Here is a 15,451-nt window from a genome sequence, read left to right on the forward strand (position 1 = left end):
TGGATGGTCAGGCGGCGGAGGCGTCCCAGTCGATGCGGTAGCCGTACTGCCAGGCCATCTTCTCCGGCTTGGCGAACGAGCGCATCGCCACCGGCAGGACCAGATCGCGCAGCACCCGGGCGACGGGGCCGGCCGCCTTGTTGCTGTTGGTGCGGGCACCGGCCGCGATGATGCGTTCCACCCGGGACCGGCGCAGCCGCTCGTACGCGGTGAACGCACGCTGCGGCGGCAGGTCGCGCAGGCAGCGGCCCAGCTGCACCGCGGACTCCATCGCGAGCGACGCACCCTGGCCGGAGGACGGCGAGGTGGCGTGCGCGGCGTCGCCGACGAGCACCACCCGGCCGCGGTGCCAGGTCGGTACCGTCGGCAGGTCCTCGACCGGGCCGACGACGAGCAGGTCGTCCGGATCGGTACGGCCGATCAGGTCCGGGGCGAGGGTGCGGTCGCCGGCGAACGCGGCACGCAGCCGCTCCAGCCACACCCGGTTGGGCACCGCGCGCTGCTCGGCCAGCGACAGCGGCGTGTCTCGCGGCAGGTTGACGAACCAGCCACCGAGGCCGCCCTCGTACACCAGGTAGCCGCAGAAGGCGCGCTTGCCGAACACCATGTGCATCTTGCCGCCGGTCGACTCGCCGGCATCCGGGACCAGCGCACCGAAGTTCAGCAGCCCGCCATAGCGGGGTGCCGGTGCGCCCCGGTCGATCAGGCCGCGGGTGGTCGACCGGATGCCGTCCGCGCCGACCAGGATGTCGGCGGTCGCGCTGGTACCGTCGGCGAACCGGGCGGTGACCGCGGATCCGTCGTCCGCCAGCGACACCAACCGCTTGCCGTGCTCGACGGCGATGCCCCGGCCGATCGCCTCGTCGTACAGCGCGCGGTACAGGTCGGCGCGCTGCACCAGCAGCTGATCCGGCAGCCCCGGCGGGGTGCCGAGTTCGGCCAGCACCTTGCCGGTCCAGCTGCGCAGCAGCATCGCGGTCATCGGGGTACCGATCTCGTCGAGCACGTGCCCGGCGTCCAGCACGTCCAGCGCGGCGCGGCCGTTGGGCGCGATGCTCAGCATGGCACCGACCCCGTCGGCGGTGCCGTCGTACGCCTCGTACACGGTGGCGGTGATCCCGGCGCGTTGCAGCGCCAGCGCGGTCACCGGCCCGGCGATACCGCCGCCGACGACGATCGCGGTTCTGGTGTCGGTCATGGTTGCTCTCCCCTTGGCGCCTGCGGGCCGGCGTGGAAGTCGGCCCAGAGCGCACTCCAGTCGTTGTGCGGATCGGTGATGCGGTCGCGGAACGACTCGACGAACGACACCTCGGCGTCCAGCAGGGCGAGCCGGTACTCCTCCTCCACGAGGAACAGCCCGGGCACTCCCTGAGCGGTGGCCGTGTCGATGATGGTGCGGATCTCGGTGCGCTGCTCGGCGAGCCGGGCCAGTCGCTGCGCGAGCAGCACGAGCACCTCGTCCGGCGGCAGCGCGGCGACCAGCGAGAGCGCGGCGACGAACTGCGGGTACTCGTGTTTCGGGTCGCCGACCAGGTCGCGCAGCCAGTCGCGCACCTCGGCGCGGCCGGCGTCGGTCAGCGCGTACACGGTGCGTTCCGGCCGGGCGCCCTGTCGGCTGGTCTGCTGCGCGGCGATGAAGCCGGCCCGCTCCAGCTGGCCGACCACCATGTACAGCGAGCCGTGGTTGAACTTGATGCTGCGCACGTCGTTGTTGTCGCGCAGGGTGCGGCTCAGCTCGTACGGGTGCATCGGGCGCTGGATCAGGTAGCACAGCACGGCCAGGCCGAGCAGGTTGCCGACCTTGCGCTTCGTCGCCATGGGTCATCGTCCGATCTGTTGGTCAGGATCAACTATTACTGATCGACTAGTCAGTGTCAACTATTTGTCGAATCGCATCGGCGCCGGACCCGCGCGCCCGGTAGCTTGGCCCCGTGGCCACCACCTTCACCCACCACCGCACCGACCGACTCGACCTGCGGGCGGTCGCCGACACCGACCTCGACGCGCTGTTCGCGCTGCACGGCGATCCCGACGGCTGGCACCACTTCCCCGCCGGCCGGCACACCGACATCGCCACCACCCGCGCCTTCCTCGACCTGGTGCTCGGCGGCTGGGCGGCCGACGGGCTGAGCTACTGGGCGGTGCGCCGACCCGGCGACGAGACGCTGATCGGGCTCGGCGGCGTCCGTCGCCTGCCGGACCGCAGCTGGAACCTGGCCTACCGGTTCGCCACCGCGGCGCGCGGCCACGGGTACGCACAGGAGGTCGCCCGCGCCGGCATCGCGGCGGCCGGCGCGGTCGACCCGTCGGTACCGGTGATCGCCTGGATCGACGACACGAACGCGGCCTCTATCCGGGTGGCCGAGCGGGTCGGCCTCGACTTCCAGGGCCGGCGGCCATCGTCCGACGGCACGCCGCTGCTCGCCTACGCCGACCGAGCGCTGCCACCGGCGGAGGACTAGGGCGTGTCTTCATGGCTCCGCCCGGGCGAGCCGGAGTCCGTCTGTTCGCTCGCAAGGCGCAGGTGCGGGTGCATACCGGTGTCGGATGCGCCCGTGCCGACAACGCCGCGAGCGGGCGAACGGGCCCGACGCAGCAGGGTGGCTGGCCGTGAAGACACGCCCTGGCGCCCGCCCCGAAGCCCGCGGGCGGGCTTCGACCCAGGCCCGGGGCGCGCGGCACGCGCGACGCGCGTCACGGCGCCACCGCGAGCAGGAAGCGGCGCAACGCCCGGCGGTACGGCCCGAGCGTGGCCAGGTCCGCGTACTCGGCGGGGCCGTGCTGACCGTCGCCATCGATGCCGAACGCGACGGCCGGGATGCCGACCGCGGCCAGGTGCCGGGAGTCCGCGGCACCGTGCTTGCGCAGGAAGCCGCCCGGGTAGCCCTCGGCCCGGACCGCGTCGCGCAGCGCCCGCACCTCCATCGACCCCTCGTCGGCGCGATGCGGCGGATCGAACCGGTCCAGCCGTACCGCCACGTCCGGGCCGACCAGCTCCACCAGCGCCGCCACCACCTCGTCCGGGGCGCGGCCGGCGAACCGGGTGTCCTCCGGCGGGTAACGGATGTCCAGCCGGGCCTGCGCCTGCGCCGGTACCTGGTTGATCGCGGTGTCGGCCGTCTCGATCGCGGCGAGGTTCACGGTGGCGCGCCACACCGGTTCGGCCGGCGGCGGGTACTCGGCGAGCAGCCGCTCGACCGCCCGAACCAGCCGCAGCACCGCGTTGTCACCGAGCCACGGGTACGCGCCGTGCGCGGCCCGGCCGACCGCGGTCAGCGTCACGTCCGCGATGCCCTTGGACTCGGTCACCAGCTCCAGCCCGCTGAACTCCCCCACGATCGCGAAGCCGGCCCGGACGCCCTGCGCCACCTGGTGCGCGGTGCCGTGGTAGCCGCCGAGTTCCTCGTCGGTGACCAGTTGCAGGCCGAGCGGGTAGGGCAGCACGTCGGCCAGCTCGCGAAACGCCAGCGCGAGCGCCAGCGCGGTGACCTTCATGTCCTGCGCGCCCCGGGCGTACAGCCGGTCGCCGACGCGGCGCGGGACGAACTGGTCGGGAGAACCCGGCAGCACGTCCAGGTGCGCGTTGAGCAGCACCCGGAACGTCGGCCGGCGCGGCGCCGGCCGGTACACCAGGGCACTCGGCCGGCCGCCGGAGGCGAACCGTTCCACCGTGACACCGGGGCCGAGCAGGCCCAGTACCAGGTCGAGGGCGGCATGCAGGGCGTCCGGGTGCGCGGCGGTGGACTCGACCGCGAGCAGCCGGTCCGCGACCGCGAGCAGTTCGTCGTCCTCGATGCGCTCCCCCACCGCGCCAGCATCGCACCGGCGAGCGGCCCGACCGGCACACCGCGCCGGGCACGCACCGATGCCCCCGTGCCGACGGCTGACGCGGGGGTGGGGGCTACCGGACCGGACGGCCCGGCTCGGCTGGTCTAGGGCAGCGTGTAGGGGTTGCCGGCGGAGATCGCCTCGGCGGCGCCGTCGACCAGATCCTTGCGGGGGGTGGTGCCGGCCTGGCGAAGTTCGTCCAGGATCGCCTGCCGTACCGCGGGAACCGGCCGGCGCGCGTGGCTGTCGTGCACGCGGTCGAACACCCCCTGGTACTGGACCCGGACAAATCGCTGGATCTCGGCCTCCAGATCGATCATGGGTCGAGGCTAGGGCACATGACGCAACTGGCAAGATCGGCCGATCGGTCAGAGTCGATGACGGCGACAAACTCGGTTAGGGTTGCCTCACTCGATCTTTGTGGAGGTAGCCGCCGATGCCCGAACGATCCCGGCGCGGACAGTTGACCAGCCTGACCGTCGTCCGCACCGAGTGGCTCACGCCGCACCTGGTGCGGGTGGCGGCCGGTGGCCCCGGCCTCGCGGAGTTCCGGGCCAACGAGTTCACCGACCAGTACGTGAAGGTCGTATTCCGGCGCCCCGGGGTGGAGTACCCGGAGCCGTTCGACCTCGGCACCGCCCGCGAGCAGCTGCCCCGCGAGCAGTGGCCGGTGCTGCGCACCTACACGGTGCGCGGGATCAGCGCGGACGAGCTGGTCCTCGACTTCGTCTACCACGGCGAGCAGGGGCTGGCCGGACCGTGGGCCGCCGGCCTCAAGCCGGGCGACGAGGTACTGCTCGCCGGACCGGGCGGCGCCTACGCGCCGGACCCGAGCGCCGACTGGCACCTGCTGGCCGGCGACGAGTCGGCGCTGCCGGCCATCGCCGTCGCCCTCGAGCGCATCCCCGACACGACCCCCGCCTGGGCGTTCATCGAGGTCGACGGCCCGGCCGAGGAGGTGGCGCTGGCGGCCGGCGCGCGGACCACGGTGCGCTGGCTGCACCGCGGCTCCGGCCCGAGCCTGCCCGAAGCGGTCCGGGCACTGCCGGTCCCGGCCGGCCGCGGGCACGCGTTCGTGCACGGCGAGGCGGGCGACGTGAAGGCGCTGCGCGGGTATCTTTTCGACGAGTTGGGCCTCGCCCGCGACCAGGTGTCGATCTCCGGCTACTGGCGCCGCGGCATGGACGACGAGGCGTTCCGGGTGGCCAAGCGGGCCGAACGCGAGGCCGAGTCGGCCACCGAGAACGCCACCACCACAGGCAACTCCGCATCCCGGGAGGACACGGTGTCGGTACTGGATCTGCCCATCGGCACGCTGGAAGGCGCGCCGAGCTCGCTTGGTGAGCTCGCCGACGGCAACGCACTGCTGGTCGTCAACGTGGCGTCGAAGTGCGGGCTGACCCCGCAGTACACGGCGCTGGAGAAGCTCGCCGGCGACTACGCCGGGCGCGGGCTGACGGTCGTCGGCGTGCCGTGCAACCAGTTCGGCGAGCAGGAGCCGGGCAGCCCGGCCGAGATCCGCACGTTCTGCTCCACCTCCTACGGGGTGAGCTTCCCGCTGACCGAGAAGGTCGAGGTGAACGGCCCGGGCCGGCACCCGGTGTACCAGGTGCTGACCGGCACCGCAGACGCCGACGGCGCGGCCGGCGACGTGCAGTGGAACTTCGAGAAGTTCGTCCTCGCCCCGGACGGTACGGTCGTCGCCCGGCACCGCCCGACCACCGTGCCGGACGACCCGACCGTCCTCGCGAGCATCGACACCGCGCTCGCCACCCGCTGACCGACCTCTCGTGCGGCGGCACCGATCCGTTCGGTGCCGCCGCACGGTCGCGGGTGCACCATCCTCTGCCGGCGCGCCCGGCCGGCACCGCCACCAACGGCCCCCTTGCCGCAGCACGCTCGTGGCTGCGGCGTGGCGGCGCGCGACCTCTTAGCCGAGGCACAGCAAGTGCGGGCAGGACGGACAGCCTCGGTGGTTAGCGTCGCGGCGTGCCTGACGTGAAACGGTCGCTGAACCGTGCGCTGTCGCGGACCACCGGCCTGCGGCTGGTGCGCGCCGGCGCCGCCACCCGCGCCAAGCCGGTCCGCGACCTGGTCCCAGCCCGGCGGGAGTTGCGGGCACCGGTGTTCATCCTCTCGTCGGTGCGTAGCGGATCGACGCTGCTGCGCAGCATGCTCGGCAGTCACTCGGCGCTGTACGCGCCGCACGAGATGCACCTCGGCGATCTCGCCGCCCAGGCGACGAGCTGGTTCGCGCAGACCGCGCTGGCCGAGTTCGGCATCGACGAGGGCGAGCTGACCGCCATGATGTGGGACCGGCTGCTCGCCGAGGTGTTGCGGCGCAGCGGGAAGAGCGTGCTGGTCGAGAAGACGCCGAACCACGTGTTCCTTGCCGACCGGTTGGCCGGTATCTGGCCGGATGCCCGGTTCGTGTTCCTGCTACGCCATCCGGGGGCCATCCACCAGTCGTGGCGCGCCGCCCGCCCGAACGAGCCGGCCGGCGAGACGGTCGCGTACCTGCGCCGGTTCTGTACCGAGGTGCAGCGGTGCCGGGCGACGCTGCCCGGACTGGACGTCCGGTACGAGCGGCTCGTCGCCGACCCGGCGGGCGAGACGCGACGGCTGTGCGCGTTCCTCGGCGTGGAATGGGAACCCGGCATGGTCGAGTACGGCAGCCACGGCCACGGCTCGTACCGCCGCGGGCTCGGCGACTGGTCGGACAACATCCGGTCCGGCCGGCCGCAACCGGCCCGCCCGCTGCCCGACCCGGCCGAGGTCCCGCGCGGGCTACGCCGGATCGCCCGGGACTGGGGCTACCTGGCCGGGCCCGCCGACGACTGAGCCGCACCCGGCACGGTCACCGGACCGAGCGGGCCAGGCGGAAGCCGACGTCGTCGATGCGGAACGTCGGGTGGCTGCGCCGGCGCACCGAGGCGCGGCAGCTCCAGTGCTCGTCGGCCCACCCGCCGCCGCGCAGCACCCGGTAGCTGCCGTAGACCTGCGGGTCGTAGTGGTCGGCGCACCACTCCCACACGTTGCCGAGCAGGTCGTACAGGCCCCACGCGTTCGGCGCGCGCTGCCCGACCTGGTGGCTGCGCCCACCGGAGTTGCCGCGGTACCAGGCGATCTCGTCGAGTTCACCGTACCGGGGGCCGGCGCTGCCGGCGCGGCACGCGTACTCCCACTCCGCCTCGCTCGGCAGCCGGTAGCCGTCCGCGCCGGGGTCGGCCGTCACCTCGTCGCCGTCGAACCGGTAGACCGGGGCGAGCCCGGCGCGGGCCGAGTACGCGTTGCAGAACCGGACCGCGTCGAACCAGGAGACGCCGTCGACCGGGCGGTCCGGATCGGTGACCGCGCCCGGCCACGCGCCGGTGACGGCCGCGTACCGCCGCTGGGTGACCGCTACCGGATCGACCAGGTACCGGCCCAGCGACACCGCCCAATGCCGCTCGGTCCGACGGTCGGACAGCGTCACCACACCGGGCCCGAGCGGGACCGGCACCGGGTCGGCCGGGAGCGGAACCGGCACCGGGTCGGCCATCAGCGGACCAGCGCGAGGCGTTCGGCCCGGCGCTCCGCCGCGAGATCCGGGTCCAGCACCGGTACCGCCGCGAGCAGCGACCGGGTGTAGTCGTGCCGCGGGTCGGTGTAGACGGTGTCCGCGTCGGCCAGCTCGACCAGCCGGCCGCCGTGCATCACCGCGACCCGGTCGGACACCTGGCGCACCACGGCGAGGTCGTGCGCCACGAACACCACGGTCAGGTCCAGCTCGGTACGCAGCTGCGCCAGCAGGTCGATGATCTGCGCCTGGGTGGACACGTCCAGCGCCGACACCGGTTCGTCGCACACCACCAGCTTCGGCGAGCGCACCAACGCGCGGGCGATGCCGACACGCTGCCGCTGCCCGCCGGAGAACTCGTGCGGGTAGGCGTCGTAGCGGTCCGGGTCCAGCCCGACCCGCGCCAGCCACTCGCGCACCGTCGACCGGATCGTGGTGTCGTCCCGGATCCCCGCGGTACGCAGCGGATCGGCGATGCTCTCCCCCACGCTGCGCCGCGGGTTCAGCGCCGAGATCGGGTCCTGGAACACCATCTGCAGGTCGCGGCGGAACGGTGCGAGCCGCCGGTCGGACAGCCCGCCGATCTCGGTACCGTCGAACTCGACCCGGCCGCCGGTGGGCCGCAGCAGCCGCACCATCATCCGGGCCAGCGTCGTCTTGCCCGAACCGGACTCGCCGACGACGCCGAGCACCTCACCGCGGCGCACGTCCAGGCTCACCCCGTCGACCGCGGCGACGGTCCGGTGCCGGCCCGGTACCAGGCCGCGACCGACCGGGAAGTCCTGCCGCACCTCCACCAGCCGCACCAACGGCTCGGTCGGGGCCGCACCGTCGGCCAGGGCGCGCTGCCGCGGCGCGTCCACCCGCGGTACCGCCGACAGCAGGTCCCGGGTGTAGTCGTGCCCGGGCGCGGACAGCACCTGCCGCACCGCACCGCGCTCGACGATCCGGCCGCGCTGCATCACCAGTACCTCGTCGACGGTGCCGGCGATCACCCCGAGATCGTGGGTGACCAGCAGCAGCGCCATCCCGGTCTCCTCGCGCAGGCCGTGCAGCAGGTCGAGGATCTGCGCCTGCACCGTCACGTCCAGCGCGGTGGTCGGCTCGTCGGCGATCAGCACCTTCGGACGCAGCGCCAGCGCCATCGCGATCAGCGCGCGCTGCCGCTGCCCGCCGGAGAACTGGTGCGGCGGCTCGGCGGCACGCCGCGCCGCGTGCGGTATCCCGACGTGGTCGAGCACCTCCACCGCCCGGGACCACGCCTCCCGCCGGGAGGCGCCGGTGTGCAGCCGGTACACCTCGGCGATCTGGCTGCCGACGCTGAAATACGGGTCCAGCGCCGACATCGGATCCTGGAACACCATCGCCGCGGTCGCCCCGCGCAGCCGCCGCAGCCGCTCCGGATCGCCGTCGTCGACCACCGTACCGGCGACCTCGATCCGGCCGGTGAGCCGCGCGCCGGTGCCGTGGTGCAGACCGAGCAGCGCCAGCGCGGTCGCGCTCTTGCCGGACCCGGACTCCCCCACGATGCCCAGCGACGCGCCCGGCGCCAGGTCGAACGACACCCCGTCGACCGCCCGGGTGCCGCCGGGGAAGGTGACCGTCAGCTCGTCCACCGCGACGATCGGCTCGTCCCCGGCATGGCCGCCGGGCCGCGGCGCCGGCACCCGGGTCCCGTTCTCGTCGAACGGTTCTCGCGCAAGCCGTCCGGTCATGCCAGCGCCACCCTCCGGTCGGCCACCGAGTACAGGATGTCGGCGAACATGTTGGCGACCACGATGACCGCGCCGGCCAGGATCGTCACGCCGACCACCACCGGCAGGTCGATGTTGCGTACCGAGGTGACCAGCAGCTGCCCCAACCCGGGCAGCCCGAACAGGCTCTCGGTCAGCGTCGCCCCGGTCAGCGAGGTGGCCAGGTCGATGGTGCCGATCGTGATCAGCGGGGTCAGCGCGCCGCGCAGGGCGTGCCGGCGGATCACCCGCGACTCGCTCAGCCCGTACGCCCGGAACGTGCGGATGTGGTCCTCGGCCAGCGTCTCCAGCATCGAGGTGCGGGTCAGCCGGGTGTACACCGCCGCCGACACCACCGACAACGCCACCCACGGCAGGATCAGGTTCTGCGCCCACAGCGCCGGGTTCGCCGTCAGCGGCTGGTAGCCCGGGAACGGCAGCCAGCGCAGGTACACGCAGAACACGATCAGCAGCAGCAGACCGACGAGGAACACCGGTACCGAGTTGCCGGCGAGCGTCGCGGTGGTCACGACGCGATCCAGCGCCCGGCCGCGGCGCAGCGCGGAGACCACCCCGAGCCCGACCCCGACCAGTACCCAGATCACGAAGCCGCCGACCACCAGCGAGGCCGACACCGGCAGCCGATCCAGCAGCAGCGAGGTCACCGGCTCGCCGGTCTGGTAGGAGTAGCCCAGGCACGGCGCCGCGCAGTGGATCGCCGTGGGGCCGCCGGAGAACGTCCGGCCGGCGACGATGCCGACCAGGAAGTGCCAGTACTGCAGGTAGATCGGCTGGTCGAGGCCGAGTTCGGTCTCGATCCGGTGCAGCTGGTCGGCCTGGCAGGTCTTCGGCCCGCAGACCAGCTGAGCCGGGTTGCCGGGCAGCGCGTAGAAGATGACGTACACGGCGGCGGACAGCACCAGCAGCACCACCAGCGCACCGATGACCCGCCTCACCAGGTATGCGGCCATGGCTACTCCGCCCTCTTCGACAGCGACGTGCTCCGCGGGTCGAGCGCGTTGCGCAGCCCGTCGCCGAACAGCGTGAACGACAGCACGGTGGCGAACAGCAGCACGCCGGGGACCGCCACGTACATCGGGTCGCCCCCGAACCAGGTGGTGGCAGACGACAGCATCTGGCCCCAGGACGGCGTCGGCGGGTTGATGCCCACGCCGAGGAACGACAGGCCGGCCTCGGCGACGATGTTGCCCGGCACCATCAGTGCGGCGTAGGTGATGACCGGGGCGGCGAGGCCGGGCAGGATCTCCCGGCGGGCCAGCCGGGCACCGCGGCCCCCGGCCAGCCGGGCGGCCGAGACGTAGTCCCGGGTCTTGAGCGTCAGCGCCTGCCCGCGGGCGATGCGCGCCGTACCGGCCCAGCCGAACAGCGCGAGTACCAGCACCAGCAGCACCGGCCGGGGGAACGACTGCGGCACGATGCCGAGCAGCGCGATCGAGAAGATCAGCGCCGGGAACGCCAGTACCAGGTCGGTCACCCGGGACAGCACCGCGTCGGCAATCCGGCCGCCGAGCCCGGCGGCCAGCCCGACCGACAGCCCGATCAGCAGCTGCAGGACGGTCGCCGCGAGCGACACCGCGAGCGACACCCGCGCCCCGTACACCACCCGGGCGAACAGGTCCCGGCCGGTCTTGGGCTCGACGCCGAGCCAGTGGTGCGCGGAGACACCACCGAGGTCGCCGGCCGGCACCCCGCCGCGGGCGGAGTCGAGCAGCCCGTCGTGGTAGCTGGTGTAGTCCTGGCCCTCCAGCGCGGTCAGCAGCGGCGCCGCGAGCGCCACCACGATCAGCAGCAGGACCACGACCAGGCCGACCATCGCGGCCGGTTCGCGGCGCAGGGCGCGCCACACCGACCGGGCGCCGGCGCCCCCCTCGGGCGCCGGCGCCCCGGCCTGGTCGGCCAGTGCGTCGGTACTCACTTGACCGAGAGCTGCGACAGGTCGTAGACGCCGGTCCAGTCGGACACGAACGCGTTCTTGACGTTCTTGCCGTACAGCGTCAGGTCCTTGCCGTGGTAGAGCGGCACGTACCAGGCCTGCTTGCCCATCGAGGCGTCGAGCGCGCCCCACGCCTTCGCCGCCTGCGCCGGGTCGGTGATCGCGTTGATCTTGTCGATCTGCTTGTTCACCGCCGGGTCGTCCACCATCGCGGTGTTGAAGTTGCCGCCGGAGGCGATGATCTGCCGGCCGTCGAACAGCGGGATCAGGAACGGTCCGCCGCTCGGCCAGTCCGCACCCCAGCCGGCGATCGCCAGCTGCGGCTGCGTCTTCGGGTTGTTCAGCGTGTCGTAGAACGAGTTGGAGTCGATGGTCTGCAGCTTGACCGTGATGCCGGCCTTCTTCAGCGCGTCCTGCACCGCGGTCGCCACCTCCGGACCGCTCGGGTCGTCGGCGGTGTTGTTGTGCGCCAGGGTGACCGTCAGCCCGTGCGGGTAACCGGCCTGCGCGAGCAGCTGCTTCGCCTTCGCCGGGTTACCGCTCTTGCCGGCCGGGAAGTAGTCGTACGGCTGGTAGCCCATGGACTTCTGCGCCGGCAGGAAGGTGGTCGCCGGGTAGCCGAGCGAGCTGCCGCCGATCGCGTTGATCACCGAGTTGCGGTTCACCGCGTAGCTGAACGCCTCCCGCACCTTCAGCTTGTCGAACGGCGCCTTCGTCGTGTCGTACGTCAGGTAGTACGTGTACGGGAAGTTGCCCTTGGCGACGCGCTTGGCCAGCTCCGGGTTGCTCTGCAGCTGCGCGAGCTGTGCGGGGCCCAGGTCGGTGTCGGTGGTGACCGCGTTCGCGTCGTTGCCCGAGCCCGCCGCGAGCCGCTGGTTGATCACGTCCGGGTTGAGCCCGGAGGTGATGTCGATCGTGTCCGGGCAGGCCAGCCGCTGCGGATCGACGCCGCGCGACCAGTACTTGTTGCGGGTCAGCACCAGCTTCTTGTTCTTCTGGTACGTCTCGATCTGGTACGGGCCGCTGGAGACCGGGTGCTTCTCGTAGTCGACCCCGTCGTCCTTGGCCTTCGGCACCGGCGCGAACTGGGTCGCGGTCGCAAGGTACGGGAAGTCGCCGTGCGGGCTGTTGAGGTGGAACACGATCGTCTTGGTGTCCGGCGTCTCGATCGCGGCCAGCTCCCGCGTCTTCGCGTCGCCCTTGTAGGGGCCGGCGTAGTTCTTCGCGCCGACCAGCCAGTCGCGCAGGTACGCGGCGCCGCCCGGCAGGTCGGGCGAGAACGACCGCTCGATGCCGTACTTGATGTCCTCGCTGGTGATCGCGCTACCGTCGGCGTACTTCAGGCCGGAGCGCAGGTGGTAGGTCCACGTCTTCGCGTTGTCGCTGGGGGTGCCGAGGTCGGTGGCGAGATCCGGCACCACCTTGGCGCCGGCGGCACCGGCCGCCCGGTTGCGGGTGGTCAGCGTCCGGAACAGCAGCGACGGGATGTTGCCGCCGCCGGAGGTGTAGATCCGGGCCGGGTCCAGGTGCGTGATGTCGCGCTGGTTCAGCACCTCCAGCGTGCCGCCCTGGCAGGTCTTGGGATCGAAGGCGGTGGTGGACGATCCACCGCCGGTGGTGCCGCAGGCGGCGAGCGTGCCAGCCAGCAGCGCGCCCGCGGCGATCGACAGGACGGGTTTGCGGTTCACGAGGGCTCCTTGAGAAGCCGGCGGGGTACCGGCAGCCGGAAGCGCACCGCTGCCGGTCGGCGGTATCACCGCGAATGACACTAGCGAGCGGAAATGCGCAAGAAAAGGGGCAAGAAGCGACGGCTCCGTCCGACACGGACGGTCACCGAGCGGGGTGGTGTCGGTGGTCCGGAAGCCCGACCGACGGAGCGGTCAGCGACAGTGCACGTCGGCGACGGCGTGCCGGTGGTTCGCGAGGAGCGCCAGCTCGTAGCCGAGACGCAGATGACCATCCACGGCACCGAACCTAACGACGTGGTTCGCCATCGGTCAACCTAACGCAGTGTGCATCACACTCCGCCGTTTCGCCGGCTTGCGCCGGGAGGCTAGCGTTCGGCCGCCCGTCCCACCCGCCGGAGGAGCCGTGCACCCAGACGCCGACCCGCCAACGCCACCGACGGTCCGGGCACCGTCCGACGGCACGCCGGACGCGGAGCGGATCCGCCGCCGACGGACGGCCGGCTGGCGGTGGGCCGCAGCGGCCGGCGCGGCCCTGACCCTGGGTGTCCTCGGCCTGGTGGCGATGAGCGTGCTGGCCGGACGCGCCGAGGCCAGGGTGCGGGCCGCCTGCGTGCGGTTCGACGGGGACAACAGCGCGGTGCACTGGCAGCACGGGTTCCCGCTCGCCGTGCCGGTCGGCACCGTCGCGGTGTTCGGCGCCGCGCTCGTCCTCGCCGTGGTCGCCCTGGCCGGGCGAGGCCGGCCACTGGGCGTCCGCGCCCTCGGCATCGTGCTGACCGCGCCGGCCCTGGTCGGGCTGCTGGTGGCCGGCACGGTGCTGGCCGACTTCCTCGCCTACCCCGGCACCGGCGCCGCCAGCTCGATGCCGCCCTGCGGAGGCGGCTGACCCCGCACCCGAGCCGCGGGGTCAGCGGCGCCGGCCGCGCAGGGTGGCGTACAGCTGGTCGGCGAGGGCGGCGTCGAGGCGCTCCGGGCGGGTCAACACCAGGTACCAGAGGGTGCCGAAGACCAGATCGGCGGCGTATTCCGGATCGGCGTCCGGCAGCTCCGCGCGGACCAGGTCGATCAGCGCCGCCCGCCGGCGGGCCAGGAACTCTGCCCGGAACCGGGTCGCGAACGCCGGGTCGAGCTGCGCGTGCGCCATCAAGCCGGACAGGGCGGCCACGTACCGCGGCGCGACGGTGAAGGTCTCCCGCAGGAAGCCGGCCAGGTCGCCGGCCGCGATCTCCAGCTCGGCCTGCGCGTTCATCGCCTCCAGCGCGACGTCGGCCTTGGTCGGCCACCACCGGTACACGGTCTGCCGCCCGACGCCGGCCCGGCGCGCGATGCCCTCGACGGTCAGCGCGCCGTACCCGTGTTCCAGTAGCAGGTCCCGGGCGGCCTGCAGGATCGCCAGCCGGGCCCGCTCGTCCCGGGGCCGGCCGCGCTTCACCTCGTCGGTACCGCGCGCCCCGCCGTGGTCGGCCGCCGGTCCGGGGTCGCGAACCGGTCCGGGGTCGGGAGCCGGTCCGGGGTCGCGAACCGGTCCGGGGTCGCGAACCGGTCCGGGGTCGGGAGCCGGTCCGGGGTCGGGAGCCGGTCCGGGGTCGCGAGCCGGTCCGGGGTCGGGAGCCGGTCCGGGGTCGCGCATCTGGCCGGGGTCGGGAGCCCTGCCCGGTCCGGGGCCGGGAGCCGTGCCGGGACCGCGCGTCTGACGGGGTCGGCGGGGCCCCGAGTCCTGGGGCGGGTGGGCCTTCGCCGGGTCGGGCCGGCCGCGCCTGGATGCCTCGTCCATCCGGCCAGTTTACGAGACGCCATGACTCGGATATATTTCGAGACATGACGTCTCACAATGATGTTCTCGAAGGCAGTACCGTCCTCGTCGTCGGCGGCAGCTCCGGCATCGGCCTGGCCACCGCCCGGGCCGCACGCGCCGCCGGCGCCGAGGTCACCGTCACCGGCCGGGACGAGGCCAAGCTGCGCGCCGCGGGCGACCGGATCGCCTGGCGCGTCGCCGATCTGCACGACCGCGGCTCGATCGCGGCCGCGGTACCCGACCGGCTGGACCATCTGGTGCTCGCGGCCGGCGACTCGGCCGGCATCGGCCCGGTCACCGGGCTCGACCTCGACTCGGTCCGCGCGGGGCTGGACACCAAGGTGATCGGATTCCTCGGGGCGATCCAGGCCGCGCTGCCGGCGCTGCAGCCAGGTGGCTCGATCACCCTGGTCGGCGCGGCCAGCGCCCGCTCGGCAGCCCCCGGCGCGGTCGGCCTGGCGATGATCAACGGCGCGGTGGAGGCCGGCGTGGCGAGCCTCGCCGCCGAGCTGACCCCGGTTCGGGTCAACGCGGTCTCCCCCGGGGTCGTCGACACCGCGTGGTGGTCCGGGTTCCCGGCCGAGGCGCGCGAGGCGGTGTTCACCCAGTACGGCAAGGCGGCGAGCATCGGCCGCGTCGGTACCGCGGCGGAGGTGGCGCAGGCGATCCTGGCCCTGGTGGCCAACCCGTACCTGACCGGCGCCGTGCTCCCGGTCGACGGCGGCCCGACGGTCGGTTGACCGCACCGGCGGCCGGATGGTCGGCGGCCCGACGGTGGGCCGACCGGACCGGCGACAGGTCGGCGGCGGGGTCGGCGGTGGGTCGATCGCACCGGCGGCCGGTCGGCGGCGGCGCGACGGTGGGCAGACCGCACCGGCGGCCGGTCGGCGGCGG

At 73.3% G+C, this 15,451-nt stretch carries 15 protein-coding genes and 1 pseudogene; 6 read left to right on the forward strand and 10 right to left on the reverse strand.

Features of this window, described 5'->3' with window-relative positions:
* Positions 1 to 7 precede the first annotated feature (7 nt).
* Together Athai_RS16695 and Athai_RS16700 are read right to left on the reverse strand one after the other, a co-directional pair.
* Positions 8 to 1,198 (reverse strand): FAD-dependent oxidoreductase, encoded by a 1,191-nt coding sequence (locus Athai_RS16695; protein WP_203962335.1) that lies wholly within the window; start codon positions 1,196 to 1,198, stop codon positions 8 to 10.
* Entirely contained in the window at positions 1,195 to 1,818 is a 624-nt protein-coding gene (locus tag Athai_RS16700; RefSeq protein WP_203962336.1) for a PadR family transcriptional regulator, read from the reverse strand. Before Athai_RS16700 ends, Athai_RS16695 begins: the two co-directional genes overlap by 4 nt.
* Before the next feature lie 113 nt (positions 1,819 to 1,931).
* Between Athai_RS16700 and Athai_RS16705 the strand changes: the two genes are divergently transcribed.
* Positions 1,932 to 2,462, forward strand: a complete 531-nt coding sequence (locus Athai_RS16705; RefSeq protein WP_203962337.1) for a GNAT family N-acetyltransferase — start codon at positions 1,932 to 1,934, stop codon at positions 2,460 to 2,462.
* A gap of 232 nt (positions 2,463 to 2,694) precedes the next feature.
* Here Athai_RS16705 and Athai_RS16710 read toward each other — a convergent pair whose 3' ends face one another.
* Together Athai_RS16710 and Athai_RS16715 are read right to left on the reverse strand one after the other, a co-directional pair.
* Complete coding sequence (locus tag Athai_RS16710; RefSeq protein WP_239156986.1) at positions 2,695 to 3,807, reverse strand: M20 family metallopeptidase; 1,113 nt, start codon at positions 3,805 to 3,807, stop codon at positions 2,695 to 2,697.
* A 125-nt stretch (positions 3,808 to 3,932) separates the two neighbouring features.
* A complete protein-coding gene (locus tag Athai_RS16715) occupies positions 3,933 to 4,148 on the reverse strand; it encodes a hypothetical protein (protein ID WP_203962338.1) in 216 nt (71 codons plus the stop codon).
* 116 nt (positions 4,149 to 4,264) lie between these two features.
* Between Athai_RS16715 and Athai_RS16720 the strand changes: the two are divergent.
* The 3 genes and pseudogenes from Athai_RS16720 to Athai_RS16725 form a co-directional block, all read left to right on the forward strand.
* Positions 4,265 to 5,080: pseudogene (locus Athai_RS16720) on the forward strand (siderophore-interacting protein); the annotation flags it as partial.
* Positions 5,081 to 5,113: 33 nt separating this feature from the next.
* Positions 5,114 to 5,608 carry a glutathione peroxidase gene (locus Athai_RS34185; protein WP_239157418.1) on the forward strand — a complete coding sequence of 165 codons (495 nt, stop codon included), beginning with the start codon at positions 5,114 to 5,116 and terminating at the stop codon, positions 5,606 to 5,608.
* 209 nt (positions 5,609 to 5,817) lie between these two features.
* Entirely contained in the window at positions 5,818 to 6,669 is an 852-nt protein-coding gene (locus Athai_RS16725) for a sulfotransferase family protein (RefSeq protein ID WP_239156987.1), read from the forward strand.
* 16 nt (positions 6,670 to 6,685) lie between these two features.
* Here Athai_RS16725 and Athai_RS16730 read toward each other — a convergent pair whose 3' ends face one another.
* From Athai_RS16730 to Athai_RS16750, 5 genes are read right to left on the reverse strand one after another with little or no spacing between them, the layout of a single operon-like run.
* Positions 6,686 to 7,369 (reverse strand): formylglycine-generating enzyme family protein, encoded by a 684-nt coding sequence (locus Athai_RS16730; RefSeq protein WP_203962339.1) that lies wholly within the window; start codon positions 7,367 to 7,369, stop codon positions 6,686 to 6,688.
* Positions 7,369 to 9,102 (reverse strand): dipeptide ABC transporter ATP-binding protein, encoded by a 1,734-nt coding sequence (locus Athai_RS16735; RefSeq protein ID WP_203962340.1) that lies wholly within the window; start codon positions 9,100 to 9,102, stop codon positions 7,369 to 7,371. The genes Athai_RS16730 and Athai_RS16735 overlap by 1 nt, the downstream gene beginning before the upstream one ends.
* A complete protein-coding gene (locus Athai_RS16740) occupies positions 9,099 to 10,091 on the reverse strand; it encodes an ABC transporter permease (RefSeq protein WP_203962341.1) in 993 nt (330 codons plus the stop codon). Before Athai_RS16740 ends, Athai_RS16735 begins: the two co-directional genes overlap by 4 nt.
* A gap of 2 nt (positions 10,092 to 10,093) precedes the next feature.
* Entirely contained in the window at positions 10,094 to 11,056 is a 963-nt protein-coding gene (locus Athai_RS16745) for an ABC transporter permease (protein WP_239156988.1), read from the reverse strand.
* Positions 11,053 to 12,762: an ABC transporter substrate-binding protein gene (locus tag Athai_RS16750; RefSeq protein WP_239156989.1), complete on the reverse strand. Its 1,710-nt coding sequence runs from the start codon at positions 12,760 to 12,762 to the stop codon at positions 11,053 to 11,055. Before Athai_RS16750 ends, Athai_RS16745 begins: the two co-directional genes overlap by 4 nt.
* 403 nt (positions 12,763 to 13,165) lie before the next feature.
* Here Athai_RS16750 and Athai_RS16755 point away from each other — a divergent pair, with 403 nt between their 5' ends.
* The gene (locus tag Athai_RS16755) at positions 13,166 to 13,648 is read left to right on the forward strand and encodes a hypothetical protein (RefSeq protein WP_203962342.1); all 483 of its coding nucleotides are present in this window, start codon (positions 13,166 to 13,168) and stop codon (positions 13,646 to 13,648) included.
* A 21-nt stretch (positions 13,649 to 13,669) separates the two neighbouring features.
* Here Athai_RS16755 and Athai_RS16760 read toward each other — a convergent pair whose 3' ends face one another.
* A complete protein-coding gene (locus Athai_RS16760) occupies positions 13,670 to 14,194 on the reverse strand; it encodes a TetR/AcrR family transcriptional regulator (RefSeq protein ID WP_203962343.1) in 525 nt (174 codons plus the stop codon).
* A 386-nt stretch (positions 14,195 to 14,580) separates the two neighbouring features.
* Between Athai_RS16760 and Athai_RS16765 the strand changes: the two genes are divergently transcribed.
* Positions 14,581 to 15,297, forward strand: a complete 717-nt coding sequence (locus Athai_RS16765; protein ID WP_203962344.1) for an SDR family oxidoreductase — start codon at positions 14,581 to 14,583, stop codon at positions 15,295 to 15,297.
* Positions 15,298 to 15,451: the final 154 nt, after the last annotated feature.

It is taken from the genome of Actinocatenispora thailandica (assembly GCF_016865425.1).
GTDB lineage: Bacteria > Actinomycetota > Actinomycetes > Mycobacteriales > Micromonosporaceae > Actinocatenispora > Actinocatenispora thailandica.